Below are 26,538 nucleotides of genomic sequence, written 5' to 3' on the forward strand. Positions count from 1 at the left end.
TGGCCAGATCTCCCTGGGCTGGATGTCCGTGGCCGCCGCCCAGCCGTACATCAAGGACGGCAAGCTCAAGGTGATCGGCGTCCCGGCGGAAAAGCGCTATGCCCAGTTCCCCGAGGCTGCGACCTTCATCGAGCAGGGCGTGCCGAACTTCGTGGTTCCCAGCTGGACCGGCTTCCATGCGCCCAAGGGCACGCCGCCTGACGGGGTGGCAAGACTCAACGCCATCGTGAACGAAGCGCTTCGCATGCCGGAACTGCGTGACCGCATCCAGGAGCAAGGCCAGTTCGTCGTCACCCAGACACCCGCGCAATTTGCGGATTCGATCAAGCAGACCGCGGCACGCCTGCAACCGGTGCTGACGAAGCTTGCACCGCTCATTCGCGAGTAGGCCGGCATCGACCCTCAAGCTGCCACCAAGGCCGCGACCTCCCGGCTTCCAATCCTCGTCATTGGCGTCGCGTGTCCGGTCAAGTTCGGTTGGGTCACGAGCTTGAATCGGCCAGGCGGCAACCTGATTGGCCTGACGCAGCCGCTCGCAAGTTGGGGCAAGTTCCTGAACTCGCACGTGAAGCCGTGCCCGCGGCGCGCAGGGTGGCCGTGATCGGGAAACCGACCAACATCATCTATTCGGACTGCGTGACCGAAAACGAGACGACTGCCAGGCTGCTGGGCCTTCAACTCCAGGTCATCCCCATCTCCTCAGGGGAAGATCTGCCCGCGGCCTTCGGCGCGATGAAGAGTGCACGCGCCGAAGTGCTCGTGTACGGTCCCGACTCGGTGTTCCTGAACAGGCGGGCGAGATCATGGCACTGGCACGCGACGCGCGCCTGCCGGTCATCGCCCCGAATCGCCACGCGGCCGAGTTGGGTGCGCTCGCCACGTTCAGCGCCGATTACGCGGCACTGTTTCGACAGGCCGCCGTCTACGCCGACAAGCTGCTCAGGGGCGCGAAGCCGGCCGAGATGGCGATGGCCCAGCCCGACAGGTACGACCTGATCGTGAATCTGCGGACTGCCAGGCTGCTTGGCATCACGGTGCCGCCCGCGGTGGTGGTGCGGGCGTCGGAAGTCATCGAATAGTCGACCGGCTCAGATGCCTTCGATGATGCGAATGTCGCGGTCGGCGCCGTCGCCCAAGGCGTCCAGCGCTTCCTTGTACTCCGGACTGTCGTGCGCGGCCATGGCCTGTTCGACGCTGTCGAATTTGATCAGCACGGTGCGCTGCATCAGGCCGAGTTCGTAGACCTTGGCGGGTTCGCCGCGCGCCAGGAAGCTCGCGCCGTTGGCCACCAGGGCGGGGCCGGCGAGCTTGGCATACGCGGCCAGCTTGTCGTTGTCCTTGACTGCGCGGTATGCGCTGACCCAATAGGCTTTTGGAATGGTGATTTCGTTTCAGTGAGACTTGGAGCGCGTGACTTTGCCGCGTGTCCGGCTTTGCGGCAAGTCCTCTCGTCCGGCGTCGTAGCGCCCGACTGCGGGGCAGAATGCGGTCACGTCCGGGTGAATGCCGGCCTTGCCCCGTCCTCCTGCTTCCTCTTCCAGCTCTCGTGTCATCCATCGAACCCCAGGGCTTCATCCTCACGCGCCATTGGCGCGATGCCGCGGCTGGCACGGAGATCGAGTACTGGCTGGCGACGGATTCCGGGCCGATGAAGGTGGTCCTGGGTTCCCAGATCTCCGTCGCTTTCGTCGAAGCCCGGCACCGCGCCGAGGTGGAGGCGTATCTCGCAACCGCGCCGGGGCCGGAGCTGCGTGAGCTGGAGCTCAAGACCTTCCACCAGATGCCGGTCATCGGCGTCTATGCGAAGCACTTTCGGCAACTCGGTCGAATGGCGCGCGCCCTCCAGACGCAAGGCATTCCGCTCCTGGAAGCCGATGTGCGCCCGCACGACCGCTACCTGATGGAGCGGTTCATCTTTGCCGGTGTGAAGGTGGAAGGCGGCAGGTCGGACTGCAGGACCATCGTCGACTGCAAGCTCAAGCCAGCGCCCGAATACCGGCCGGCCCTGAGGGTGGTGTCGCTGGACATCGAGACGAGCCAGGACGAAGCGCTCTATTCGATAGCACTGGACGGCATGCCGGAGCGAGTCGTCTTCATGCTGGGCGAGCCGCCATCCGATGCGCCATCGGAGCTCGACGAGCCCGCGGACTTCTCGCTCATCTATTGCCCGACGCGCAAGAGCATGATCGAACGGCTCAACGACTGGATCGAAAGGAACGATCCCGACGTCGTCATCGGATGGAACGTCATCCAGTTCGACCTGCGCGTGCTGCAGAAGACCGCCGATACCTGCGGTACGCCATTCCTGCTGGGGCGAGAGCGTCGGCCCATCGATTGGCGGACCCATCCCGGCAAGCAGGGCTACCTGTTCGCACCCACGCCCGGCCGGCTCATCATCGACGGCATCGACGCGCTCAAGGCTGCCGTGTGGAGCTTCCCTTCCTTCAGCCTGGAGACCGTCTCGCAAGCGATGCTCGGCGAGGGCAAGGCCATCGGCGACGAGTACGACAAGATGGCGGAGATCGAGCGGCGCTACCAGCAGGACAAGCCCGCCCTCGCGCTCTACAACATCCGGGATTGCGAACTCGTCCTGCGCATCTTCGAGAAGGCGAAGCTGCTGCAGTTCGTGATGGAGCGGGCGCAGACCACGGGCCTGCAGGCCGATCACTTCGGCGGCTCCATCGCCGCCTTCAGCCACCACTACCTGCCGCGCATGCATCGCCTGGGCTATGTGGCGCCGAACGTGGGCGAGATCCAGGCCCAGGCCTTCCCCGGTGGCTACGTCATGGACTCGAAACCCGGCTTCTACGACTCGGTCGTGGTGCTGGACTACAAGAGCCTCTACCCCTCGATCATCCGGACCTTCCTGGTCGATCCGGTGGGTTTCGCGGAGGCGGCGAACATCGACGACCCCGCGATGCTCGTCAAGGGGCCGCAAGGCACCACCTTCTCGCGCACCAGGCATTGCCTGGCGGAGATCGTGACCACGCTCTCGTTCGCCCGGGACGAGGCCAAGCGCGTGCGCAACGAACCGCTGTCCCAAGCGCTGAAGCTGCTCATGAACTCCTTTGCGGGCGTGCTGGGTGCGTCCGAATGCCGCTTCTTCGATCCCAGGCTGGTGTCCGCCGTGACCCTGCGCGGGCACGAGATGATGAAGCTCACGCGCGAGTTCGTGGAGCGCCGCGGCTACCAGGCCATCTACGGCGATACCGACTCCACCTTCGTCTGGCTCGGACGCACCCACACCAACGAAGAAGCCCATGCCGTCGCGGCGAGCCTTGTGAAGGACATCAACGACTGGTGGACGCGCACGCTGCGCGAAGAGCAGGGCCTGGAGAACTTCCTGGAGATCGAGTTCGACACCCACTACGGCAAGTTCTTCATGCCCACCATTCGGGGCTCGGAGGTGGGCAGCAAGAAGCGCTACGCCGGCCTGAGCATCGATGCCAACGGCAAGGAAGAAATGATCTACCGCGGCCTGGAGATGGCCCGCAGCGACTGGACGCCGTTGGCACGCCAGTTCCAGGAGGGCTTGCTGTCCCGCATCTTCCGCGGCGAGCCCTACAAGGAATTCGTGACCGCCTATGCGGAGGCCACGCTGGCGGGCCGCAAGGACGACCTGCTCGTCTACCGCAAGCGCCTGCGCCATCGTCTCGACGCCTACCAGGTCAACGTGCCGCCGCAGGTCCGCGCCGCGCGCATCGCCGATGCGTACAACGACCAGGTCCATCGACCCAAGCAGTATCAGAACGGTGGCTGGATCCAGTACGTCATGACACGCAACGGGCCGGAACCCTTGGAGTCTCGCCATTCGCGCATCGACTACGAGCACTACCTCACGAGGCAGTTGCAGCCGATCGCCGACGCCATCCTGCATCCCATGGGGGAGAGCTTCATGGCGCTGACGACGGCGCAGCAGGGTCTGTTCTAGCTGCTGCCTGTTCGGGCGCTGCGCACCGCCATTGCTGCATCGGCGTTCCAGCTTTCATCCATGACGCTTCAGGGCCTGCGCCGTGTGGATGGCCTTCTTGCCGGACTTGAGCGTCTTGACTTCAAACTCCGGCTTGGACTTCGTTGCTTTCGCGGTGTGCCCTTTGACGGTCGCCGTTTTAGTCACTTTCCGCGTCACGACGCCTGTCGTCTTTCCCTGGGAGGTATTCCAGTCGACGGTGTCGCCAACTTGAGGCGCTTTCCTCATATCGAGATCCTTTGCCATCAGATGCGGGCCGCCATGCGGCGGGTCTTGCGTGCTCTGCCACTCCCCGAAATCTCGGGCGGCCTTGACGCGACTGCAGTAGGACAAAGTCCATCTTCCACCCCGGCGTGAAAGCGAGAGCGGCAGCTTTTCGTGCGCACATCCGGCGCTGGCCGCTCCTGCAGCGTGACGCGTTCGTTCGTGTCCGCCAGCAGAACCTGAAGATTGCGGATAGATTCCGCCCACGCGCTCAGCGTTGCACGGGGAATCCAATGAGCAATCGCCAGCCACCATCGTCGGGATCGACGCTGAAACCTCTCGTGCTGATCGCAGCGATCGTCGCCGTGATCGCACTCGCCTTTGCCTGGACGGCCGGGTGGCTCACGCCGAGCCGCATCACCCCCGGCGAGATCGTCGACGGCCTGGCACCCAAGGGCGGTGCGGCGCTCGGGTTCCGGCGCAACCATGCGAAGGGCATCTGCTTCACCGGGACCTTCGAGGCCAACGGCGCGGGCGCTGAGTTGTCGAAGGCGCAGCTCCTTTCGAAGGGCGCCTATCCGGTGACAGGCCGCTTCAACCTCGCGGTGGCCGATCCGAAGACCGAGGATGCGACTGCGCGCGTGCGAGGGCTCGGGCTGCGCATCCAGTCGCCGGACGGGCAGGAGTGGCGGTCCGCGATGATCGATGCGCCGTTCTTCCCGGTCGCCACGCCGCAGGCCTTCTACGACCTGCAGATGGCATCGCATTCATCGGACCCCAACGCGATGAAGAACTTCGTGGGGGCGCATCCTGAACTCGGCGCGTTCGGCGCATGGGCCGGCAGCGCGCCGTGGAACGCGTCGTACGCGGAGGATCGCTACAACAGCCTCAACAGCTTCGTCTTCACCAACGTCCAAGGCGAGGACCGGACTGTGCGCTGGTCCTTCGTGCCGGCCACGGCGCCTGTGGCCGTGGCGCCGGATGAGCTGAAGAAGCGCGGCCCGGATTTCCTGGACAAGGACATCACGGACAGGGTTGCCGGATCACCGCAGCGCTGGACCTTGGTCGTGACGGTGGCCAACCCAGCAGATGTGACTGCGGACCCGAGCAAGGCATGGCCGGACGATCGTCGCAAGATCGAGGTCGGCACGCTCCTCGTGCAAAAGATCGTCCCTGAACCGGACGGACCTTGCCGCGACATCAACTTCGATCCCGTCGTGCTGCCGTCCGGCATGCGCACCTCCGACGACCCGTTTCCCGCCGCACGCTCGGCTGCGTACTCGGTGTCGTACAACCGCCGCACCGCCGAAGAGAAGAGCTATCCGCGCACCGCCGCATCGGGAGCCAAGCCATGAGCCGCGATCCGCTGCGCTTCACGCCCCTGCAGCGCCTGCTGCACTGGGTCATGGCGATCTGCATCTGGGTGATGCTGTTCGTCGGCATCGGCATGGTCTCGACGATCCAGCCCGTGTACCTGAAGCTGGTGGCCTTTCACAAGCCGTTGGGCATTGCCATCCTGGTGCTCGCGGTGTTGCGGCTCATCGTGCGCTGGCGTGTCGGCGCGCCACCGTTGCCAGCTGACATGCCTGCGCCGATGAAACTCGCCGCGAAGCTGTCGCATGTGCTGCTCTACGCGCTCATGATCGCGATGCCGTTGATCGGCTGGGCCATGCTGTCGGCCGCCGACTATCCGGTGGTGGTCGCCGGCCTGCGCCTGCCAGCCATCGTGCCGCCCAACGCGGCATTGCACAGTGCGCTGTGGAATGCCCACCAGTTGATGGCGCTGTGCTTCCTTGCGCTGATCCTGCTGCATCTTGCCGCGGGGTTGTTCCATGCCTGGGTCCGGCGCGATGGCGTGTTTGAAAGCATGTCGCCATCCATCGCCCCCGGCCGTGAATGACGGCGGCAGGTCGGGACGCCGCGCCGCGGCAGCCGTGCGGGCCCGACGGCCTGCAGAATCGCCACCATGGACCGTCTTGAAAGCATAGAAACCTTCGTCCGCGTGGCCGAGACGCAGAGCTTTGCAGAAGCGGCCCGGCAAATGCGCATCGCCAAGTCGGTCGTGACCAGCCGCGTCAAGCAGCTGGAGGACCACGTCGGCGCGCCGCTGTTTCATCGCAGCACGCGGGTGGTCCGGCTCAGCGACGTCGGCCAGGCCTTCCTGCGCGACTGCACCTCGCTGGTGGCGCGCGCGAATGACGTGATGGACCAGATGCGCGGTGCCCGGGCCGGGCCGACGGGCGTGCTGCGGGTGCATGCGTTGACCGGCTTCGTGCTGGGCCACTTCGCGGCGCTGCTGCATGCCTTCCAGGTCAGCTATCCGGACATCCGCCTGGAGCTCATCGTGAGCGATGCGGTCGTCGATCCGGTCAAGGCAGGCGTGGACTGCGCCTTGCAGATCTTCCCGGCCGCCTCGACGGAGCTGATCTCGCGCCCGCTCTTTCCCGTTCGCCGCGTCTTCTGCGCCACGCCGGAATACCTGCGCTCGAAGGGCGCGCCGCTGTCGCCGCGCGACCTGCACAAGCATGCGCTCGGTCTCTATTCCGGCTACCCGACGCGCGACCGCTGGACCTTCCGGCATGGCGATGACGAGATCACGCTTTACATGAACGCCGCGCTGCTGACCAACAGCGTCCACCTGTTGCGGGAGTACGCGCTGGAGCACGCCGGCATCGTGTGCCTGCCGACGCTGGTGGCGGGCGATTCGATCCTAAAGGGCGATCTGGAAGTGGTGTTGCCGGAGCACCAGCTGTCGTCGTTCTCGCTGAGTGCGGTCTATGCGGGCACCTCGCGCAACGCGTTCAAGCTCAAGCTCTTCATCGAGCACATTGCGGCCGCTTTCACGCGCATCCCGCCATGGGACGCGCAGATGATCGAGCGGGGCCTTTTGCCCGATAAAATCATCGAGGGTTGACAGTCCGTTGAGGGTTTTCCCGGACCATTGACCGGATTCCGCGAACAATGCGGTGGGAATTTTGAGCCTACCGGTGGATCGCCTGGGTGCCTACAGTTCGGCCTAACGCAGCACAGGCTGTGTCCCGAACCACCCAGGAGACCCCGCATGACCGCTACCGCCTACCAGACCCGCTTCGGATCGCTGAAGAATTACGAGAAGGGCCGCGTCGAGCCGATCGCCGACGACGTGCGTCACTACGCCTTCTCGAATTGCTTTGAAATCGCGAACAACAGCAAGCCCTACGAGAAGGTCGTCTTCGGCCAGAACCAGATCTACGTGCTGGAGACGCTGCGTGCCGAAGGCACCTCGCCCTGGTACACCTGCGCCCACGACGAGTTCGCGCTCGTGATGGACGGCGACGTCGAAGTGCACCTGGTGCAACTCGACGCTTCGCAGACCGTGGCCGACACCGAGAAGAACGGTGCCGTGCTCGTCCAGGGCGAGCCCAAGGGCAAGAAGATGGGCTGGATGAAGCTGTCGCGCGGCCACCAGGGCCTGCTGCCGAAGAACACCGCCTACCAGTTCCGCACGCAGGGCGACCCCGGCGTGATCGTGCTGCAAAGCTGCAAGGGCGATCTGTCCATCGAGAAGTGGGCCGAGATCTGCCAGGTGCAATGAACCCCAACCTCCAGGAGCACACACCATGAACGCACCCGCAGAACTCGCCAAGGTCATCGCGTCGCAACCCGACGTCTCGCTCGGCTACAAGGACTTCTCGCTCGGCAGCTTCGGCTTCCGCCGCGACGAATACTTCGCCCACATCACCTGGAAGACGCGCGACGGCCGGCCGATGAGCCACACGCTCGACGTCGGCAACTACCTGCGCGCCCTGATGCGCGACGTCGCCTGGGGCTTCTTCTATGGCTGGGTCAACTTCGACGACGTGATCGGTACGGTCAATCACTACCAGTCCGTCGACATGTATGCCGGCAGCTACAACGGAACGATGAAGGAAGCCGGCATCGACCTGCTGGAGAACTTCCCGACCGCGCAGATCCGCGCCACCTTCGAAGCCATGCTGGACGACTGGACCAACGAGACCTTCGACCCCTTCTCGGCGCCGCAGGAAACCGGCACGCCCTACGGCCGGAAGAACGGCAACAACACCGCGAAGATCACCCGGGCCCGTGAACTGGCCACGCGCTGCGTCGGCCTCAAGGGCGACCTCAATCTGCGCAGCGATGCCACCGGCGCCAAGATCAACCGCGCCTTTGCCGACGTGCCGCAGGAACAGCCTGAACTGCACCCGGAGCCCGGCTTCGAGAACGAGGTGCATGCGTTCAACCTGTTCGGCTTCCTGAGCCGTTCGCAGGTCACGTGGAACCCGAGCTTCACCTCGGTCGTCAAGCACAGCTTCATGTGCCCGACCACGGAAGAGCACATCCTGCCGATCATCCATGGCAACGACCGCGTCGAGTGGTTCTTCCAGATGACCGACGAGATCCACTGGGACTGCGGCGACAAGAACACGGGCAAGCCGATGGCCCGCGTGATCATGAAGGCCGGCGACATGTCCGCCATGCCCGCCTACTGCCGCCACCAGGGCTTCAGCCCGAAGCGCTCGATGCTGCTGGTGTGGGAGAACGGCTCGCCCACGCTGGTCTACGAGATTCAAAAGGGCGAGAGCCCCGAGATTCCGGTTCAGTTCTAAACCCCTTCCAGCATTCAGGAGCGAGTCGGCAGCGCCGCTCGCCCCACCCAAGGAGACAGACATGGCAGACCTCTTCCGGTCCGGTGCCGGCGCAGCTTCGCGCCGACGTTTCATGCAGCAGGCTGGTGCGACCTCGGCGGTCGCAGCAGCGGCAACCTTCGGTCTCTCGGTGGAAGCCGCCGAGTCGACCAACCAGAAATTCGACGAGACCTTCGACATGGTGGTCTGCGGCAGCGGCTGCGGCGGCCTTGCTTCCGCACTCTTCTCGAAGTGGCAGGGCAACAGCGCGGTGATCCTCGAGAAGGCCGGCAGCATTGGCGGCACCACGGCCAAGGCGGCCTTCTGGTACTGGGTGCCCAACAACGAAGCGATGAAGAAGGCCGGCATCGCCGACCCGAAGCCCGACTTCCTCAAGTACGTGGCACGGCTTTCGAACCCGCAGAACTACGATCCCGCGCAACCGCGCCTCGGCCTCTCGCAATGGGAATACGACATGTGCGAGGCCATCTACGACAGCGCCTCGCCGGCCGCGGAACTGCTGGCCACCAAGGGCGCGCTGCCGTACCGCCATTGCCCGGACGTGCCGGACTACTTCGCCGAGCTGGCGGAAGACAAGGCGCCCAAGGGACGCGTGCTGGTGCCCGCCGGCGCGATCCCCAGCATGTCCGACGGCGGCCTGGTCGCGGTGCGCACCATGTCGACCAAGGCGCGGCAGGAAGGCATTCCGATCCGCACCGGCGTGCGCGTCACGAAGATCATCCAGAACCCGGCTGGCCGCGTGATCGGCGTCGAGGCAAAGGACGAGATGGGTGAGACCAAGCGGCTGCGTGCGCGCAAGGCGGTGATCTTCGCGACGGGTGGATTCACGCACAACGTGGAACTGCGCAAGAACTTCCTCAACGGCCCGATCTACGGCGGCTGCGCGGCGCCCAGCAACGAGGGCGACTTCGTGAAGATGGCCGGCCCGCTCGGTGCGCAGCTGCGCAACATGAACTACGCCTGGTGCTGCCCGATCCCGCTGGAGAAGGCGGTGGCGCGTGACGGGTCCATGTCGGGCATGTTCTCGGTCGCCGGCGACTCGATGCTCTTCGTCAACAAGTACGGCAAGCGCACCGTCAACGAGAAGCTGCAATACAACGAGCTGGCGCAGAGCTTCCACGAGTGGGATGGCGCGAAGGCCGAATATCCCAACCTGGTCCGCATCGCGGTGTGGGACCAGCGCTCGCAGCAGAACTCGGCCAGCGCCGAATACGGCCGGCTCATCGTGCCGCCGGGCACCGACGACCGTCATGTGATCAAGGGCAACACGCTGGCCGAGCTGGCGAAGGCCATCGACGAGCGCTTTGCCAAGTACGCCAGCGTGATCGGCGGGGCGCGGCCGTCGGCGGACTTCCTGCAGAACCTGCAAGCCTCCATCACGCGCTTCAACGGCTTCGCGAAGACGGGGAAGGACCTGGACTTCAAGCGCGGTGAACGGCAGGTGGAACTGCTCTTCAACGGTGACGTGAAAGAGGAGCCGGGCCGTGCCAACCCGACGATGTGGCCGCTCTCGGACACGGGGCCGTACTACGCGGCGCTGGTGGTCTCGGGCACGCTGGACACCAAGGGCGGGCCGAAGACGGATACCAACGGCCGTGTGCTCGATGGCAACGACAAGCCGATCGCGGGCTTGTATGGCGTCGGCAACTGCGTGGCTTCGGCATCGGGCCGGGCGTACTGGGCGGGCGGTGCGACGCTGGGGCCGATCATTGCCTTCTCGTACCGCACGGCCAACGCGGCGAGCGCGGATGCAGGGGGCGCGGCATGAATAAGCTGAAATGGCTCGTGGGCCTGGCAGCGCTTGCTGCCGCGTTGAGTGCCCAGGCCCAGTCGCCCGGCGAGCGCATCGCACAGAACAGCTGCACTCAATGCCATTCCTTCGGCAAGGGCGAGCCGAACGGCGTCGGCCCCAACCTCTACGGCCTGCTCGGCAAGCAAGCCGCCAACAGCCCCGGCTTCGCCTATTCGAAGCAATACGTCGAGGCCATGAAAGGCAAGACCTGGGACGCAGCCCTGCTCGAACGCTGGCTCACCGACAGCCAGAAGGTCGCGCCCGGCAGCACGATGGTCTATTTCCAGGACGACCCGAAGAAGCGCGCAGCCCTCATCGACTACCTCAAGTCACTCAAGTGAAGAAGGAGACATCACCATGGCCCTGACACGACAAACCATGACCGACGAGCAACGCAAGTCCGTCGCACTCGAATACCTGAAGGCCTACGACCACGGCGGCGTGACGTCCACCGGTGGCTCGATCCTCGACCTGTTCGCGGACGACGCGCAGGTCTACTTCCCGAAATGGGGCCTGGCCAACGGCAAGGAAGAGATCGGCCGCATGTTCGGCGATCTCGGCGGCCGCGGCAAGTCGATCACCCATGACTACGCGAGCTTCAACTGGATCATGAGCGGCAGCGACATGTTCGCCTGCGAAGGCACGAGCCATGGCGAGCACGTCGATGGTCCCTGGCGTGCGGGCGTGCCCGAGTGGGCAGCCGGGCGCTGGTGCGACGTGTTCGAAGTGCGCGACTGGTTGATCCAGCGCTGCTTCATCTACCTCGATCCGGACTACGCCGGGAAGGACACGGCGCGCTACCCGTGGCTCAAGCCATGACGCTGTCCGGGCACACGCCATCACACCGCAGGGAGTTGCGTTCATGAACCTCACAGACATCCAGCAGGCCGCAGGCCTGAACAAGCCGATCCGGCACCAGCTCTTCATCGACGGCCAGTTTGTCGATGCGGAGTCGGGCGAGACGCTGGCCACGCTCAACCCGCACGACAACTCGACCATCGCCGAGGTCGCGCTCGCCGGCAAGGCCGACGTGGACAAGGCCGTCGTCGCGGCGCAGCGCGCCTTCCCGAAGTGGAGCCGGCTTGCGGCTGCCGACCGCGGTCGCATCCTGCTGCGCCTGGCCGACCTGATCGAGGCCAACAGCGAGGAACTCGCTCGCCTCGAATCGCTCGACACCGGCCATCCGATCCGCGACTCGCGCAACCTCGACGTGCCGCGCACGGCGGCGTGCTTCCGCTACTTCGGCGGCATGGCCGACAAGTTCCAGGGCGAGACGATTCCCGTGGAGGCTGGCTTCCTGAACTACACGCTGCGCGAGCCCGTCGGCGTGGTGGGCCAAGTGGTGCCGTGGAACTTCCCACTGATGTTCACGAGCTGGAAGATGGCGCCCGCGCTCGCGGCCGGCAACACCATCGTGATGAAGCCGGCGGAGATCACGCCGCTGAGCTCGCTGCGCATCGCAGAACTGATGGCCGAGGCGGGCTTGCCTGATGGCGTGGTCAACATGGTGCCGGGGCTGGGCAGCGTGGCCGGGCAGTACATCGCGGAGCACATGGACATCGCCAAGGTCGCCTTCACCGGCAGCACCGCGACCGGGCGGCGCGTGATCCAGGCGAGCGCCAGCAACCTGAAGAAAGTGCAGCTCGAACTCGGCGGCAAGGGCGCCAACATCGTGTTCGAGGACGCGAACCTCATGGCCGCCGTCAACGGCAGCGCGTGGGCCATCTTCCACAACCAGGGGCAGGCCTGCATCGCCGGCTCGCGCCTGATCATTCACGAGAACATCGTGGATGCCTTTCTCGAGAAGTTCATTCCGCTGGCGCAATCGGTGCGGCTCGGAAATCCACTCGACACGGCAACGGAGATGGGGCCGCTCACGAGCGCGCTGCATCGCGAGCGAGTACTGAGCTATGTCGACGTGGCGCGCGGGCAGGGTGGCGAGGTGCTGGCCGGAGGCAAGTCGCCGGGCGGGAATCTGGCGAACGGCTGCTATGTCGAGCCGACCATCGTGCGCGCGAAGTCGTATCTGGATCGTGTGGCGCAGGAAGAGGTGTTCGGGCCGTTCGTGACTGTGCTCACCTTCAAGACCGACGAGGAGGCATTGCAGATTGCCAACGGCACCGACTACGGCCTGGGCAGCGGCCTGTGGACCTCGAACCTGCAACGAGCCCACAAGTTCGCACGCGAACTGCATGCGGGCATGGTCTGGATCAACTCGTACAAGCGCGTGAACCCGGGGTCGCCCTTCGGCGGCGTCGGCCAGAGCGGCTATGGGCGCGAGATGGGCTTCGATGCGATGCGCGAGTACACGCAGGTCAAGAGCGTGTGGGTCAACGTCGATGCGCAGATCCCGCCGCACTTCCAGCGCTGAATGCACGACATGACGATGACCCAGTTCCGATGTCTTGCAAGGCGGAGCGCGCCATGACCGCACGCGACTTCGTCTATACCAGCCAGCCGCAGCGCGTCGTCTTCGGTGCGGGCTCGCTGCAACACCTGGCGCGGGAGATCGACGCGCTGGGCGCGCGCCGCGCACTGGTGCTCAGCACACCGGAGCAGCGTGGGCAAGCCGAGCGGGTGGCGGACATGCTGGGCACACACGCAGCCGGTGTATTTGACCGAGCCGTGATGCACGTGCCGATCGAGACCGCCCGCGAAGCACGCGAAGTGGCGCGCCAGTTGGGCGCTGACTGCGCCATAGCCATCGGCGGCGGCTCGACCACCGGCCTCGGCAAGGCGATCGCGCTCGATTCGGGCTTGCCGATCCTCGCCATTCCCACGACCTATGCCGGCAGCGAGATGACGCCGATCTACGGCCTGACCGAAGCGGGCATCAAGAAGACGGGCAAGGACTTTCGCGTGCTGCCGCGCACCGTCATCTATGACCCCGAACTGTCGCGTACCTTGCCCGTCGGCCTGAGCGTGACCAGCGGCATCAACGCCATCGCGCATGCCGCCGAAGGGCTCTACGCACAGGACAGCAATCCCGTGATGGACCTGATGGCCGAGGAGGGCATTGCGGCCCTCGCACGTGCGTTGCCGGCGATCCGTACGAAGCCGGATGACATCGACGCGCGCAGCGACGCGCTCTACGGCGCATGGCTTTGCGGCAGCGTGCTCGGCAATGTCGGCATGGCGTTGCATCACAAGCTGTGCCACACGCTGGGCGGCAGCTTCAACCTGCCGCATGCCGAGGTCCACACCGTGGTGCTGCCGCACGCACTGATTTTCAACGCACAAGCCACACCGCATGCGATGACACGCATCGCTCGCGCGCTCGGCACCGCGTCGGCGCCTCACGGCATCCAGGACCTGGCCCGCGACAACGGCGCACCGGTCGCGCTGCGCGACATCGGCATGAAAGAGTCCGACCTGGACCTCGCCGCCGACATCGCCGTGCGCAATCCCTACTGGAACCCCAAGCCCTTCGGCCCTGCAGAGCGCAACGAGATCCGCGCCCTGTTGCAACGCGCCTGGGCCGGCGAGCCACCCGGCTGAATTTTTCCCACCGCAGTTCCCACAAGAAGGAGACATTCATGACGCTCAATCGCAGACAGTTCACGCAAGCCACCGCCGCATGGGTCGCGACCAGCGCCACGCCGCTCGCGTTCGCGGCCGACACGCTCAAGATCGGCTACGTGTCGCCCCAGACCGGCCCGCTCGCGCCCTTCGGCGAGGCCGACAAGTGGGTCATCGAGCAGATGAAGACGGCCTTCAAGGACGGCATCACCGTCGGCGGTACAAAGTACGCCGTGCAGATTGTGCTCAAGGACAGCCAGTCCAACCCCAACCGCGCGGGCGAAGTGGCCAACGACCTGATCCTCAAGGACAAGGTCGCGCTGATGCTGACGGCCGGCACGCCCGAGACCGCCAACCCGGTGAGCGATGCCTGCGAACTCAACGAGGTGCCTTGCGTATCGAGCGTGGTTCCGTGGCAGCCGTGGTTCTTCGGCCGCAAGGGCGACCCGGCCAAGGGCTTCAACTGGACCTACCACGTGTTCTGGGGCCTGGAGGACGTGATCGGCGCCTACACCAGCGGCTGGAAGACCGTCGCCACCAACAAGAAGGTCGGTGGCCTGTTCCCCAACGATGGCGACGGCAATGCATGGGGCGACAAGGAACTGGGCTTCCCGAAGCCGCTCGCGCAGATGGGCTTCACGCTGACCGACCCGGGCCGCTTCCAGAACGGCACGCAGGACTTCTCGGCGCAGATCGCGGCCTTCAAGTCTGCGGGCGTCGAGATCGTCACCGGCGTCGTCATCCCGCCCGATGCCAAGACCTTCCTCACGCAGGCCAAGCAGCAGGGCTTCAAGCCCAAGGTCATCACGCTGGGCAAGGCGCTGCTGTTCCCCGGTGCGATCGAGGCGCTCGGCGACCTGGGCGATGGCCTGTCCACCGAGGTGTGGTGGAGTCCTTCGCACCCGTTCACTTCCAGCCTGACGAAGCAGAGCGCCAGCGCGCTCGCCGCGGCTTACGAGGCCGACACGAAGAAGCAGTGGACGCAGCCGATCGGCTTTGCCCATGCGCTTTTCGAGGTCGCGTCCAACGCGTTGTCGCGTGCCAAGTCGACCAAGGCCGCCGACGTGCGCGATGCGGTGGCAGCCACCTCGGTCGCGACCGTGGTCGGGCCGGTGAAGTGGGGCGGCCAAGGCCCGATGAAGAACGTGAGCAAGACGCCGCTGGTGCTCGGCCAGTGGGGCAAGGGCACGAAGTACAAGGTCGAACTCACCATCGTCAACGACGAGTTGGCGAAGAACATCCCGACCGGCGGCACGCTGAAGTTGCTCTGACCATGGCTTTGCTCGCTCTTCATGCCGTGGGCAAGTCCTACGGCGCGCTCAAGGTCACCGACGACATCACGCTGTCGGTGGAGGAGGGCGAGACGCTCGGCATCCTCGGCCCGAACGGGGCAGGAAAGACCACGCTGTTCAACCTGATCTCCGGCGACGTGCGCGTGGACACGGGCCGCGTGGAATACGAGGGCCGCGACGTGACTGCGCTCAAGCCCAACCAGCGCTGCCACGCCGGCATCGGCCGCAGCTATCAGGTGCCGCAGCCCTTCGGCAACATGACCGTGTTCGAGAACCTCGTGACGGCTGCCTGCTTCGGTGCGCAGCAGGGCGAGCGCGAGGCCTGGCAGACGGCGTATGAGGTGCTGGACCAGACCGGCCTCATGGCGCATGCCAACAAGCCGGCAGGCGGGCTGACGCTGCTCAATCGCAAGCGGCTGGAACTGGCACGCGCGTTGGCCACGAAGCCGCGCCTGCTGCTGCTCGACGAGATTGCCGGCGGCCTCACCGAGCATGAAGCCAAGGTGTTGGTCGACGAACTGAAGCGCATCAAGGCGCGCGGCGTCACGATGATCTGGATCGAGCACGTGGTGCATGCGCTGCTGTCTCTGGCGGATCGGCTGTTCGTCATCAACTTCGGCCAGAAGCTCGCCGAGGGTGCGCCGCAGGCCGTGATGGCGGATGCGGAAGTGCGGCGCGTCTACATGGGGATCGAGGCATGACGCAACTGTTGGCAACCCATGGGCTGCAGGCCTGGTACGGCGATGCGCAGGCGCTGTTCGGCATTGACTTCGAGCTGGCGAAGGGTGAGCTGGTCGCCGTCATCGGTGCCAACGGCGCCGGCAAGTCGACCTTCCTGAAATGCCTGGCCGGGCTCGTGCGTGCGAAGCGCGAGGCGATCGCGTTCAAGGGCGAGGCCATCGGCGGGCTGCCTGCGGGCGAGATCGTGCGGCGTGGACTGGCGCTGGTACCGGAAGGGCGGCGACTCTTCCCGAGCCTCAGCGTGGAGGAGAACCTGTTGATGGGCGGACTCACACGGCGCGCTGGCCCGTGGAACCTGGAGCGGCTGTATGCGCTCTTCCCGATCCTCAAGGAGAAGCGCCATGTACCCGGTACCTCGCTCTCCGGCGGCCAGCAGCAGATGGTGGCGCTGGGACGGGCGCTCATGAGCAACCCGGAAGTGCTGCTCTGCGACGAGCTGTCGCTGGGGCTCGCGCCGATCGTCATCCGCGAGATCTACGCGGCCATGCCGGCCATCACCGGCGAGGGCATGACGGTGGTCATCGTGGAGCAGGACGTGACCATGGCGCAGCGCGTGTCGCAGCGCATCTATTGCTTGCAGGAGGGGCGCGTGTCGTTGCAAGGTCGATCGGACCAGCTGACGCACTCGCAGATCTCGCAGGCCTATTTCGGCGTCTGACCCACCATGATTGAAACCATCATCCAAGGCTTGCTTTTAGGCGGCCTCTACACCCTCTTCGCATTGGGCCAGTCGTTGATGTTCGGCGTCATGCGGCTCACCAACACGGCGCAGGGCGATTTCATCATCCTGGCCGCGTTCGCCGTCATCGGCGGCATCGCGGTGACGGGCGCCGCGCCCACGCTGGCGGCGCTGGCCTTGCTGCCGTTGGCCTTTGGCTTCGGCTATGCGCTGCAACGCTATGTGCTGAACGGCACGCTGGGCAAGGATCCGCTGCCTTCGCTGGTGGTCACCTTCGGCCTGTCGATCGTGATCCAGAACCTGCTGCTCGAAGTGTTCTCGGCCGACCCGCGCGCCATCGAGATCGGCGCCGTCGCCACGCAGGGCCTGCGGGTGGGGGACTCGCTCTCGCTGGGGGTCCTGCCGCTGGTCGTGCTGGCCGTGGCAGTGGCCGCGACGGCGGCGTTGCAATGGCTCTTCGCGCGCACGGCGATGGGCCGCGCCTTTCGCGCCGTCTCGGACGACCGCGAGATTGCCGAGCTGATGGGGCTGGATGCACGCAAGGTCTATGCACTCGCCACCGCCATCGCCTTCGTGCTGATCGCGATCGCCGGCATCCTGCAAGGCATGCGCACCACGGTGTCGCCGTCCGATGGTCCGCTGCTGCTGCTGTTCGCCTTCGAGGCCGTGATCATCGGCGGCATGGGCTCCTTCTGGGGCACGCTGGCCGGGGCCATGATCCTCGGCCTCACGCAGCAGATCGGCTTCCGGCTCGATCCTGGCTGGGGCATCTGGTTCGGGCACATCGTGTTCCTGGGCGTGCTGGTGTTGAGGCCGCAGGGCCTGTTGCCAAAGACAAGGGGCTGACCATGACCACTGCACCTCCCTCCGTGGTTCCCGTCATCGACGTGGTGCGCAGCAACAGCGCAAGCCGCACCGCGCTCGCGATCGGCATCGCGCTGTTGCTCATCGCGGCCAGCCTGCCGTGGTGGGGCGAATCGAGCTGGATGCGCGAGTTCGTCGAGATCGCCTGCTACTTCATCTTCGCGATGATGTGGAACCTGCTGGCCGGCTACGGCGGCATGGTGAGCATCGGGCAGCAGGCGTTCTTCGGCTTCGGCGGCTACGTCATGCTGGTGCTCGGCAACTTCGCAGGCGTGAATCCGTTCATCGCGATTCCGCTGGGTGCGCTGGCGGCTGCGCTCGTGGCGGTGCCGGTGTCCTTCGTTGCCTTCCGGCTGTCGGGTGGCTATTTCGCGATCGGCACCTGGGTGATCGCGGAAGTGTTCCGGCTGTCCTTCGCCAACATCTCGGCGGTGGGCGGCGGCTCCGGCACCACGCTGATCGCGTTGCGCGGCATCGAGAAGGCCACGCGCGAGAGCGTGACCTACTGGATGGCGCTGGCCTGCGTGGTTGCGGCCATTTCGCTGGTCTACCTGTTCCTGCGCAGCAAGCGCGGCCTGGCCCTGCTGGCGATCCGCGACAACGAGGTTGCTGCCGAATCGCAGGGCGTGCCGGTGGCGCGCATGAAGCTCGCGGTGTATGTGGTGGCGGCCTTCGGCGCCGGTCTGGCCGGAGCGCTGTACTTCGTCGGCAACCTGCGCATCAGCCCCGATGCGGCCTTCAGCGTCAACTGGTCGGCCTTCGCGATCTTCATGGTGGTGATCGGCGGCATCGGCCGCATCGAAGGGCCGCTGGTCGGCGCGCTCATCTTCTGGGCGCTCAACAAGTTCCTGAGCGACTACGGCACCTGGTACCTGCTCGGCCTGGGGCTGCTGGCGATCGTCATCACGCTGTTCTTCAAGCAGGGGCTGTGGGGCTATGCGCAGCAGCGCTGGGGCTGGTCGCTGTTTCCGACGCGGCGGCACCTGGTGCAGCGCATTCCCTGATCTCATTCCACCCCACGACACCCTATGCGCAACATCAACGAAAACACCATCACGCCCGCCGTCCTCGAGAGCCTCGCCGATTGCCCGGACCCACGCCTGAAGGAAGTCCTCTCGGCCCTGGTGCGCCATCTGCACGACTTTGCACGCGAGGCGAAGCTGACCGAGGCCGAATGGATGGCCGGCATCCAGTTCCTGACGGCGACGGGGCAGAAGTGCGACGACAAGCGGCAGGAGTTCATTCTGCTGTCGGACACGCTTGGGCTGTCCACGCTGAACGTGGCGCTTAACCATTCGAAGAGTTCGCAGGCGACCGAGGCGACGGTGTTCGGGCCCTTTCATGTCGCCGATGCTCCCGAGTTCGAACTCGGTGACGACATCTCCGGTGGGGCTGCCGGCGAGCCGCTGTTCGTGCGGGCGACCGTGCGAGGGCCGGATGGCGAACCGGTCGCGAATGCCGTGGTGGACGTATGGCAGGCTGATGCCGAAGGGCTGTACGACGTGCAACGCGCGGACCTTGCTGCGGCGCAGGGCAGGGGTGTCTTGCGAACCGACGCAGAGGGGCGTCTGCACTTTCGCGGCGTGATGCCGGTGGCCTATCCGATCCCCACGGACGGGCCGGTCGGGCGCATGCTGGATGCGACACGCCGACACCCGTGGCGGCCGGCGCATGTGCATTTCATGATCGTGGCGCCCGGCTACGAGACGCTGATCACGCACGTGTTCAGCGATGGCGATCGTTATCTGGACAGCGATGCGGTGTTTGGTGTGCGTAGTTCGTTGATCGGAGACTTCGTGCGTCATTCGGCGGGGGTGGCGCCTGATGGCAGCGAGCAGGCTGCGCCTTTCCATGTGCTGGACTTTGACTTTGTGCTGGAGTACGCAGGGGAAGTCGGCGCGGGCATCGGCGAGGGGTGACTCCCTGACGTGGCCATCGTCCAGTTCGTGCAACCCCCATCGTTGAAACCCGCCTTTGATAGGCCGCGCTTTTCTCCTAACTTCTCATTCGGTCTCGAACTTGAAACGTGTGGCGCCGGTGCCGATAGGCTGGAATAGCCGGCGGCCTTGCTCACTCATTGGATTGGGAAGTTCCATAACCCGCCATCGTTCTGGCTGGAAGACGAAAGGTACGTACAAGATCCTGTACTTGCGACTGCCATCGGACGCGCACTCTGCGGCGCTGCGCATCTCGTTCTGCGTGAATTCGAACTCGAAGGCGTCGTCGAGGTTGGACTTCACTTCATAGCGCCATTCGGTATCGACGGTCAGAACCCTGAAGTCATACCCCAGCTTGTCATCACCTTCCCAGTCGATTTCGAGCTTCCCCCGGTTTTCCGAAACCCAACACTGATCGTTGTAGCGATCCTTGTGCTTCTCCCGCAGAAAACAGCTCGCCAGATATTCGCTGGCAAAACCCATGGCGGCACGGACGTCTTCGGGCAGTCGCTCGTTCTGACTTCGCTTCCCGCCCTTCCCTCTTGGAGCGCCACCGCCTCGCCCCTCAGGCTGCGCTTGCTCGGCAAGCTTGAAACGACGACGTGAGCGCGTGAGCCATGCCCCGTCGACCATTTGCGCCTGCGCGAGCGCAACGAGGCTCTGAACGAACGTCTTGGATCGCGTGTCAAGCAGACTGTCCGCGAAGGTGATGCTGCGTCGGGCTACTTCGCCTTGCTCCCTCCGCTCCTGTTCTCTCTTTCTCTCGCCCAGCAAGTCCGACGGGTCGAGGCCAAGCGCGATCGCTTCTGTGATGTGCGGCATTGTGTCCGGCCAAACGTCGGCGCGCACGAGGGTGGGGATCTCCTGACCAGGCTCGACGCCGGCAAAGTCCAATAGTCCCAACTGATCGACCGACTTGAGCAATGCGGTGGAACCGCCCGTCCAAGGGTTGGCCCTCTCATTCAGATAACACCAGGCGCCGATCGTTTGCGCAGCTTCGTCGATGAAGCGCTGCAGCGTGCGCGTCGAGCGACCGCGGACGTGAGCAAGAGGCTCGAGTTCGAGTTCAACATCCTCTCCGACAACGTCAGCAAGCCTGATGCTGAACAGCGCTGCCACGTCCTCGCGCAGAAGCTCCTCACGGTCCATAACCCATCCCGGCTGGAATTCAAGAAAGCTTAGCGTGCGCAGGGCGACGTAGCGATTCAAAGGAGCGCCGGTCTGGTAGGCGGGCCAGAAATGGCGGCGGAGGCGGTCCACGACCACGGGCGCGAGCTCGGTCTTCCACGTCTCGAACAGGCGTCGCAACTCACTTTCGTTCGAAAGAATCGGCTGACCCATGGAGGAAAGCATCTGATTCAGCCGGGCGTAGTCCAGGCCGAGGGAACGCCGGATCTGGGCTAGATCCGGCGTCGCGAGTTCGTCGAGTAGTTCTTCCGGGGATACAGGCAGTCGATTGGCCAATATCCGCAGTGCATCGAGAACTTGTGTCCTGAGCGGACTTTCGCCGATCTGCCGTCCCAGCGCCCGGGCTGTCTCAAGGTCCGTCGCGCAGGCGACGATCGGCAGCAATCGGCGCACCAGCATATCGCCATCGGAACGAAGCGCAAGCGCATGCTCGCGCACCAATTCGACCTTGCAGCCTAGCGCACGCGCGAGTTCATCCTCCGTGGGACGCTGGCGGGGATCCGGCATCGCGGTCCGATTCGCGAGCCGCAGCATTAGCGTCTCAAGCGAGCGCATGCGACGGTCAAGCAGTATCGACAGGTGGGGGGCGGCATCGGCAAGAACCCCCCAGGTCATCTCCTGGCCCTGGCCGACGACGAGCGTCGGGTTCTCGTCGTCCGGAAATGCGAAGAATGGCAGCGCATCGTCCACCGGAACTCCGCCGACGGCGAGGCTGATGTTGCCGCAGTAGCGAAGGCGGATGCGGCGGAAGCGCTGTTCGACCGCCGAACTGGAGATCTGCCGTTCCAGTTCCCGCCCCAAGACCTCATTCGCCAGGACCGCAGCCTCGGGTAGCCACTCAAGCCCATTGCTTGCGATCAGGGGGTCACCAAGGTTCGGCACCATGCTGACCCCATCAACCAGCACGTCAACCTGGTTGCGGTCGATGCCCAGGGCCTCGAAGCCGCCACACGCCTGCAGTCTTTCGAGCGCGGGTCCGACGAGATCCTCATCACCCAACTCGAGGATCGGCTGCCCAGCAGCCATGACGGCCTTGGTTTCGGCGCGCAGCGGGTCGCCGGTCACGAACACCCGCCGAGGCTCGCTCGCGTTCCCGACCACCATCGAGAAGCCAAGCGACGTGACTGTGGCAACGGGCATTGCGGCTGGCAGTGCGACTTCGGCCTTGCAAGCGTCGGCCCAAACGCGCTGATAGATCCTGCGAAAGTTCACGCGCTCCCGCGGTTCTAGTCGACTTGACCCGTGGGCCAGGCTTGCGAGTTTGCGGATCACCTCGTTGGCATCCGACCAATCGCGCAATCCGACGGCGACGTCGAACAGGACGGCCGAGACGCGCCTCTCTTCGTCAATCAGGTCCACGAGTGCATCACGCGGACGATCGACATAGCGTGGCGGGCGCTGCTTGCGGTCCTTCGATGCCCAGAGCGCCCCCGGCCGCTCAAAGCGCTCGGGATCGCCCTCCGTAGGAATCCAGGGCTCAGTCGCAATGAACACGGCCGCAGGGGTCGGGAACACGCGCTCGTTCTGTTCGGCAGCCCAACGGTCATACCGTCCGAGGCGCCAGCTGAGCCACCCTTGATCTTCGTTGGCCAACTGCAAGAGGATCAGCTCGGCGAGGCGTTGGCGCGACTCAGCTGGGAGGGCTTGGTGCTCGACTTGCCCCGGGAAACGCCAGAGCCCGCCCCGTCGGGTATAGGTGGTTTGCGGGTTCGGCAGTTGGATGGCTTGACACGCGGCGGACCACGCCGGCGAACGGCCCTTGCTCAGAGCGCTCCTGCGGCGGAAGTCGTCCCAGGTCCACGAGGGCGTGCCGCTTGTCGGGGCATCTGCGTCGTCCAGCATGGGAAGGCCGTCACGGACGCCGGCCGCGCGCAGAAACTGCGTCCAAGGCTTGCGGTTGCTGCTGTCGGGCTTAGGCGCCCAACCGGCCTCAGTCGCAAGCAGGAATTCTGATGCGCGCTGGCAGTCTGGGGACTGCGGCGCCGCCTCCGCAAGGTAGGTCGCCAGCCTTCTTCCGCCCGGGGTCCATCCGTCGGAAAAGCGCGCTTGGCTTGCTGGTCGCCATCCGCTTCTAGTCTCAACGTGCAAATCGACCTGGCGAAGTATCTTTTCCGACTTGGCGCCCTCGGTGCGCCACACCTCGAACGCCCACTTTAGCGTCGACTCGCGCCGCTTGGGCGCCGGCTTGTCGCCGAAGGACGACTGCACAGTTCGCAACGCCTGCAGTGCGTCGTAGGGGCGAATCAGATCTGCCTTGATGAAATCTGCTATCACCTCCGGCGCCATCGGAATTCCGTCATCGAGCAGAGAGAACCTGCTCGCCACCGATGACGGCGGAAGCGGCGCGCGATCGTTATCCCGCACGCCCGTCTGCCTGACGAACACGGGCGTTCCGCCGCCCGTCACGCCTGCAGCCTGCAGGCTGCCGTCCCGAGCCTTTAGCACCGTCTTGCCAACGAGATGGCGCAGGCCGTTCGGATATGAGAGCGCCTTGCGTGTTTCCTCGTAGAGACTGCCCCAGGTGCGCAGGCCCGTCCCGTCTTGTTCCAGGGAGAGCGCAACCGACTGGATCCAGTCGGCTACCACGCGGTCATCGGGCGTTGGGTGCGCGTGCACCGCCTCCATCATCAGGCGGAGCCGTTCTAGTCGCTGGCTTTCCAACTGAGGGTCGGCGAGATTAGCGACACCTGCTTTAACCAGCCTTCGCACGCGGAGCAGTCTGTAGCCCTGCTCCTGCCAGATGCGAGCGTTGCGGAAGGTGGCCCAGTACTCATCTCCTCCGGCCGCAGGTACGACCGCGCAGTCGCGCCACTCCAGCCCGATTCGCTTCGAAGCACGTGACAAGCGCTGCACGTCGTCGGGCGCCCAGGCGGCGAGATCGAAGATGGTGTTGCGGCCGATTTCCGTTGCGAGCGCCTTGAGCTCCGTGGCCGCGAGTAGCGCGGTCACGGCGAGTTCGTCGAGCAGGAATGTGTTTAGCGGTAGTTCGAAGTTCGCGCGTCGCCGGTCGATCGACGCGTAGAACGGGGCGTCAACGTGCCCGCGGATCTTGGACGGGACCTCGGCCGCCATCGGCAAGAAGTTGTAGGTACGACCCTTTTCTCCTTCGCTCGCTGAGAGCGAGGCGGCCACGGCAACGCTGGGCTCGCCCTGCCAATCGCGCCATCGCGCGAGCTGAGGCTCCTTGGCAATACTGGCCTCGACCGCCGCGGAGAGCCCGGCACGGTCAACGGACCTTCGCGCGACGAGGTAACGCCGGCTGCCTGGCCCGATCGAGACGACTTCGTAGCGCAGCCTGGAGTCGGCACTCGGCGATGGCCGGCTCTGAATACTGCGCGACAAAGTGCGTCGACTGCTCACGCCCACGTCGTCGACTTCGATCTTCACGCGCGTGAGCCGGTCCAGGAACAAGAGCAGTGGCACGTCGAGATCGACAAGGGCGGTCACTTGTTCACGCGCGACATTGATCGCGACCGACCCGGACAGCGGCAGATGCACGACTGTCGCGAACCCCTCCCTGGCGAATTGCCTGACCTCCTCCGGCTGGTCATCGAGCGGCACCGTAGCAAGGTAGCGCGGAAGAACCTTCGCGACGTGATTGGCGATGGGATCTTCTGCGATGGCGAGAGTCGCCTTCTTGACTTCATCGAAACCGGCGAAGCGAAAGCAAAAGCCGGTGAACGTTTCGGCGGCCACCGACCCAGCCTGCGAGTAGATCCTCGGATCGTCGGTCAGTGTCTCCACGCTGCGGAAGCCGAAGCCCTTGTTGCCAATGCCCTGGCCGACCGTCTTGCTCGACACGCCGATGTTGCGGATGGCGTTCACGTTCTTCCAGTCGAAGCCATTGCCCTTGTTGGCGATGTAGAGGTCGCCGTCGGCACTTCCCCTAATCACTAGCTTGAGAAAGATTGATCCCTGCTCGCCGTCATCGTGTGCATCGTGCGCGTTCTGCACGAGTTCGAAGATCACGCGGTCGCCATACTCGCCGCCGATAGCCTCGCTGACGTTGCGCAGGCTCTCGTAGGTCAGCAGTCCAGACCGAATGGCATCGACGGCATTCCTAATTTGCGCCCTGAGGGTTGAGGTCAGCTTCTCCGCGGGTGTGAGCGAAAGCTGATCCGAGTCGGACGCCGGTGCAACGTCAATGAGCGGCATGTCTACGGCCGCTGAGGCGCCTCCGTTCACTTTTCAGCCACCTTACCGAACGCCGTCGAGGCAGCAAATGCAACGATTGCAGGTGAGTAACTTTCACGTTCGACGGGATTCGCCATGACTGGTGCGCTCCGATGGCCAAGATGGCACCTGCGAGCATAAGCGGGACTCGGGACGGTTGTTGCGGCGCGTCAACCAATCGTCGTAGCGAAGCTGTTGCCATCGCCCCGAAAGAACCGCGGTGACTTCCCTAGGTCGCCATGGATATCGCCAAACGCGCAACGGGTCAAACGAACTTTTAGCGATTGAGCGCCCAATCTCCAAACTCAAATCGGAGCGCACTGCGAGTGAGCCCAGTGTGTGTAAAGAAGACGCCTTTGTCGATTCTGTCTTTTGTAGTAGCAAGCAACGGCTCGCCTGCGTCGTAGCTTGCCCGCTCCTCCATGAGTCGCCGGGCTTCTTCGTTGCGCACTGCATCGATATGCCTGCCGAGGATGGCTTTCAGTTGCTCAGCAGTCACTACCTTGAGCGCAATCAGGTCGCTCAGCAAATCGCTGTAGTCCTCCTCCGGGGCTTTGTTCTTATCAGTAAAGATTTCGCTAAGTAGGGCCGAAAGCAAATCCACATTAAGGGGCTGCATCGTATCTGCAGCAGGCGCCGCTTGGGCGTATGAGCTCCGCTCTTCAAGAACGCGGTCCAGCTCAAGATCGACTGTTTCTAGCAGTGCTGAAATTCTGTGGATGGTGCGTCGTAGCGGCGGCGGAACGTTTTGCTCTTGCTTGTATTGGAGCTTGTGTGATGCTGCAGCCCAAATGTGTTGGGCCACTGTTCTGATCTGAACTTCCGCGCGAAGATCAGTAAGCCCTCTGAAGCTTGGAATGCGCGACCATTCCTCGGGTAGTTGCACGATCATGTGCTGTGACTGATATCCGAACTGCGATTCCTCTAGGCGCGCCCCGGTGTCCTCGAGGCTGATCACTCGAAAGGTGGCGGATAGGGCTGAGAGGGTCCTTGAAAGGTCGGAACGGAACAGAAGTATCGAGCGAATTCCTACAAGGTCGTCGAGTGTCTCGACGCTTGCAAGCGATAGGGCCTTTCTCTCTAATTTCTCCTCTAGCGAAACCCAGCTTTTGACTCGCGCCTCAAGTGGGACTGCAAGAGATATTTCTTTCCCGGCAAGAAGCTCGCCAATCTCATGCAAAAGCGCCACTTTCAACCGCTCTGCGAGTGGCTTGACGTCTGCATAGTTATTGCGTAACCGTTCGATGCTCATGGGGATAGGCCAAGTAGGAAATAACGCGACACATGGCTGCGCGATTCTAAGTAGATGCCGAGCCGCGGTTTGCGTTGAGTTAGGTCCGCTGACAGCCCGAGTCCAGCCTGCGCGCCCGTGGCGGTCATTTTTTTCAAGGTGAGACGGCCGCTCGTCCAGCGAGGATCAGCGGGCGCTTGTGAGGTAGCGCGCCCAAGGCAGCGCTGCCGTCTGCCAAGCGCGCCACGGCGGTTTACTTCGGCGCGGGCGAGAGGTGGTCGCTGAAAACCGTGGCGATACTG

The 26,538-nt window shown here is 64.6% G+C and carries 23 protein-coding genes; 19 read left to right on the forward strand and 4 right to left on the reverse strand.

Features of this window, described 5'->3' with window-relative positions:
• Together WKW82_RS37165 and WKW82_RS37170 are read left to right on the forward strand one after the other, a co-directional pair.
• Positions 1–388 (forward strand): tripartite tricarboxylate transporter substrate-binding protein (locus WKW82_RS37165; RefSeq protein ID WP_340348241.1); only part of this gene is annotated, 388 nt, incomplete at its 5' end.
• A gap of 415 nt (positions 389–803) precedes the next feature.
• Positions 804–1,079, forward strand: a complete 276-nt coding sequence (locus tag WKW82_RS37170) for an ABC transporter substrate binding protein (protein ID WP_340348243.1) — start codon at positions 804–806, stop codon at positions 1,077–1,079.
• Positions 1,080–1,088: 9 nt separating this feature from the next.
• On the opposite strand, the gene WKW82_RS37175 is transcribed toward WKW82_RS37170, so the two are convergent.
• Positions 1,089–1,385: a DUF1330 domain-containing protein gene (locus WKW82_RS37175; RefSeq protein ID WP_422823679.1), complete on the reverse strand. Its 297-nt coding sequence runs from the start codon at positions 1,383–1,385 to the stop codon at positions 1,089–1,091.
• A gap of 161 nt (positions 1,386–1,546) precedes the next feature.
• Between WKW82_RS37175 and WKW82_RS37180 the strand changes: the two genes are divergently transcribed.
• Complete coding sequence (locus tag WKW82_RS37180; RefSeq protein ID WP_340348244.1) at positions 1,547–3,931, forward strand: DNA polymerase II; 2,385 nt, start codon at positions 1,547–1,549, stop codon at positions 3,929–3,931.
• Between the two features lie 54 nt (positions 3,932–3,985).
• Here the strand turns inward: WKW82_RS37180 and WKW82_RS37185 are convergent, their stop codons facing one another.
• On the reverse strand, positions 3,986–4,216 hold the full coding sequence (locus WKW82_RS37185; protein ID WP_340348245.1) for a hypervirulence associated TUDOR domain-containing protein: 231 nt from the start codon (positions 4,214–4,216) through the stop codon (positions 3,986–3,988).
• A gap of 251 nt (positions 4,217–4,467) precedes the next feature.
• On the opposite strand from WKW82_RS37185, the gene WKW82_RS37190 reads away from it, so the two are divergent.
• The 16 genes from WKW82_RS37190 to WKW82_RS37265 all read left to right on the forward strand — a co-directional run bounded on the left by WKW82_RS37190 (position 4,468) and on the right by WKW82_RS37265 (position 19,626).
• Positions 4,468–5,529, forward strand: a complete 1,062-nt coding sequence (locus tag WKW82_RS37190; RefSeq protein ID WP_340348246.1) for a catalase family peroxidase — start codon at positions 4,468–4,470, stop codon at positions 5,527–5,529.
• Complete coding sequence (locus WKW82_RS37195) at positions 5,526–6,074, forward strand: cytochrome b (protein ID WP_340348248.1); 549 nt, start codon at positions 5,526–5,528, stop codon at positions 6,072–6,074. Before WKW82_RS37190 ends, WKW82_RS37195 begins: the two co-directional genes overlap by 4 nt.
• Positions 6,075–6,140: 66 nt before the next feature.
• Positions 6,141–7,088 (forward strand): LysR family transcriptional regulator, encoded by a 948-nt coding sequence (locus tag WKW82_RS37200; RefSeq protein WP_340348250.1) that lies wholly within the window; start codon positions 6,141–6,143, stop codon positions 7,086–7,088.
• Between the two features lie 147 nt (positions 7,089–7,235).
• Positions 7,236–7,748: a cupin domain-containing protein gene (locus WKW82_RS37205; RefSeq protein WP_340348251.1), complete on the forward strand. Its 513-nt coding sequence runs from the start codon at positions 7,236–7,238 to the stop codon at positions 7,746–7,748.
• 25 nt (positions 7,749–7,773) lie between these two features.
• Positions 7,774–8,781: a hydroxyquinol 1,2-dioxygenase gene (locus WKW82_RS37210; protein WP_340348252.1), complete on the forward strand. Its 1,008-nt coding sequence runs from the start codon at positions 7,774–7,776 to the stop codon at positions 8,779–8,781.
• Positions 8,782–8,842: 61 nt separating this feature from the next.
• Positions 8,843–10,588 carry an FAD-dependent oxidoreductase gene (locus tag WKW82_RS37215; RefSeq protein ID WP_340348254.1) on the forward strand — a complete coding sequence of 582 codons (1,746 nt, stop codon included), beginning with the start codon at positions 8,843–8,845 and terminating at the stop codon, positions 10,586–10,588.
• Positions 10,585–10,953 (forward strand): c-type cytochrome, encoded by a 369-nt coding sequence (locus tag WKW82_RS37220; protein ID WP_340348256.1) that lies wholly within the window; start codon positions 10,585–10,587, stop codon positions 10,951–10,953. Before WKW82_RS37215 ends, WKW82_RS37220 begins: the two co-directional genes overlap by 4 nt.
• A gap of 22 nt (positions 10,954–10,975) precedes the next feature.
• A complete protein-coding gene (locus WKW82_RS37225) occupies positions 10,976–11,431 on the forward strand; it encodes a nuclear transport factor 2 family protein (RefSeq protein ID WP_340348277.1) in 456 nt (151 codons plus the stop codon).
• A gap of 88 nt (positions 11,432–11,519) precedes the next feature.
• Entirely contained in the window at positions 11,520–12,983 is a 1,464-nt protein-coding gene (locus WKW82_RS37230) for an aldehyde dehydrogenase family protein (RefSeq protein ID WP_340348278.1), read from the forward strand.
• Positions 12,984–13,036: 53 nt separating this feature from the next.
• A complete protein-coding gene (locus WKW82_RS37235; protein ID WP_340348257.1) occupies positions 13,037–14,110 on the forward strand; it encodes a maleylacetate reductase in 1,074 nt (357 codons plus the stop codon).
• 38 nt (positions 14,111–14,148) lie between these two features.
• The gene (locus WKW82_RS37240; RefSeq protein WP_340348259.1) at positions 14,149–15,402 is read left to right on the forward strand and encodes an ABC transporter substrate-binding protein; all 1,254 of its coding nucleotides are present in this window, start codon (positions 14,149–14,151) and stop codon (positions 15,400–15,402) included.
• Positions 15,403–15,404: 2 nt separating this feature from the next.
• Complete coding sequence (locus tag WKW82_RS37245) at positions 15,405–16,124, forward strand: ABC transporter ATP-binding protein (RefSeq protein WP_340348261.1); 720 nt, start codon at positions 15,405–15,407, stop codon at positions 16,122–16,124.
• A complete protein-coding gene (locus WKW82_RS37250) occupies positions 16,121–16,822 on the forward strand; it encodes an ABC transporter ATP-binding protein (protein ID WP_340348263.1) in 702 nt (233 codons plus the stop codon). The genes WKW82_RS37245 and WKW82_RS37250 overlap by 4 nt, the downstream gene beginning before the upstream one ends.
• 6 nt (positions 16,823–16,828) lie before the next feature.
• Positions 16,829–17,689: a branched-chain amino acid ABC transporter permease gene (locus WKW82_RS37255; RefSeq protein ID WP_340348264.1), complete on the forward strand. Its 861-nt coding sequence runs from the start codon at positions 16,829–16,831 to the stop codon at positions 17,687–17,689.
• 2 nt (positions 17,690–17,691) lie between these two features.
• Entirely contained in the window at positions 17,692–18,711 is a 1,020-nt protein-coding gene (locus WKW82_RS37260) for a branched-chain amino acid ABC transporter permease (RefSeq protein ID WP_340348265.1), read from the forward strand.
• A gap of 24 nt (positions 18,712–18,735) precedes the next feature.
• Positions 18,736–19,626: an intradiol ring-cleavage dioxygenase gene (locus WKW82_RS37265; RefSeq protein WP_340348267.1), complete on the forward strand. Its 891-nt coding sequence runs from the start codon at positions 18,736–18,738 to the stop codon at positions 19,624–19,626.
• A gap of 84 nt (positions 19,627–19,710) precedes the next feature.
• On the opposite strand, the gene WKW82_RS37270 is transcribed toward WKW82_RS37265, so the two are convergent.
• Positions 19,711–24,987: a sacsin N-terminal ATP-binding-like domain-containing protein gene (locus WKW82_RS37270; RefSeq protein ID WP_340348268.1), complete on the reverse strand. Its 5,277-nt coding sequence runs from the start codon at positions 24,985–24,987 to the stop codon at positions 19,711–19,713.
• Positions 24,988–25,282: 295 nt separating this feature from the next.
• Positions 25,283–26,257, reverse strand: coding sequence for a GTP pyrophosphokinase (locus tag WKW82_RS37275; RefSeq protein WP_340348270.1), 975 nt, complete (start codon positions 26,255–26,257; stop codon positions 25,283–25,285).
• Positions 26,258–26,538 lie beyond the last annotated feature (281 nt).

Source organism: Variovorax rhizosphaerae, assembly GCF_037889975.1.
In the GTDB taxonomy this organism is placed as follows: domain Bacteria; phylum Pseudomonadota; class Gammaproteobacteria; order Burkholderiales; family Burkholderiaceae_C; genus Variovorax; species Variovorax rhizosphaerae.

Excerpts from the sequence above, each read along its gene's own strand:
- WKW82_RS37170 (WP_340348243.1), top strand. The coding sequence starts at position 804 with ATGGCACTGGCACGCGACGCGCGCCTGCCGGTCATCGCCCCGAATCGC.
- WKW82_RS37185 (WP_340348245.1), bottom strand. The coding sequence starts at position 4,216 with ATGGCAAAGGATCTCGATATGAGGAAAGCGCCTCAAGTTGGCGACACC.
- WKW82_RS37190 (WP_340348246.1), top strand. The coding sequence starts at position 4,468 with ATGAGCAATCGCCAGCCACCATCGTCGGGATCGACGCTGAAACCTCTC.
- WKW82_RS37195 (WP_340348248.1), top strand. The coding sequence starts at position 5,526 with ATGAGCCGCGATCCGCTGCGCTTCACGCCCCTGCAGCGCCTGCTGCAC.
- WKW82_RS37200 (WP_340348250.1), top strand. The coding sequence starts at position 6,141 with ATGGACCGTCTTGAAAGCATAGAAACCTTCGTCCGCGTGGCCGAGACG.
- WKW82_RS37205 (WP_340348251.1), top strand. The coding sequence starts at position 7,236 with ATGACCGCTACCGCCTACCAGACCCGCTTCGGATCGCTGAAGAATTAC.
- WKW82_RS37210 (WP_340348252.1), top strand. The coding sequence starts at position 7,774 with ATGAACGCACCCGCAGAACTCGCCAAGGTCATCGCGTCGCAACCCGAC.
- WKW82_RS37215 (WP_340348254.1), top strand. The coding sequence starts at position 8,843 with ATGGCAGACCTCTTCCGGTCCGGTGCCGGCGCAGCTTCGCGCCGACGT.
- WKW82_RS37220 (WP_340348256.1), top strand. The coding sequence starts at position 10,585 with ATGAATAAGCTGAAATGGCTCGTGGGCCTGGCAGCGCTTGCTGCCGCG.
- WKW82_RS37235 (WP_340348257.1), top strand. The coding sequence starts at position 13,037 with ATGACCGCACGCGACTTCGTCTATACCAGCCAGCCGCAGCGCGTCGTC.
- WKW82_RS37240 (WP_340348259.1), top strand. The coding sequence starts at position 14,149 with ATGACGCTCAATCGCAGACAGTTCACGCAAGCCACCGCCGCATGGGTC.
- WKW82_RS37245 (WP_340348261.1), top strand. The coding sequence starts at position 15,405 with ATGGCTTTGCTCGCTCTTCATGCCGTGGGCAAGTCCTACGGCGCGCTC.
- WKW82_RS37250 (WP_340348263.1), top strand. The coding sequence starts at position 16,121 with ATGACGCAACTGTTGGCAACCCATGGGCTGCAGGCCTGGTACGGCGAT.
- WKW82_RS37255 (WP_340348264.1), top strand. The coding sequence starts at position 16,829 with ATGATTGAAACCATCATCCAAGGCTTGCTTTTAGGCGGCCTCTACACC.
- WKW82_RS37260 (WP_340348265.1), top strand. The coding sequence starts at position 17,692 with ATGACCACTGCACCTCCCTCCGTGGTTCCCGTCATCGACGTGGTGCGC.
- WKW82_RS37265 (WP_340348267.1), top strand. The coding sequence starts at position 18,736 with ATGCGCAACATCAACGAAAACACCATCACGCCCGCCGTCCTCGAGAGC.
- WKW82_RS37270 (WP_340348268.1), bottom strand. The coding sequence starts at position 24,987 with ATGCCGCTCATTGACGTTGCACCGGCGTCCGACTCGGATCAGCTTTCG.
- WKW82_RS37275 (WP_340348270.1), bottom strand. The coding sequence starts at position 26,257 with ATGAGCATCGAACGGTTACGCAATAACTATGCAGACGTCAAGCCACTC.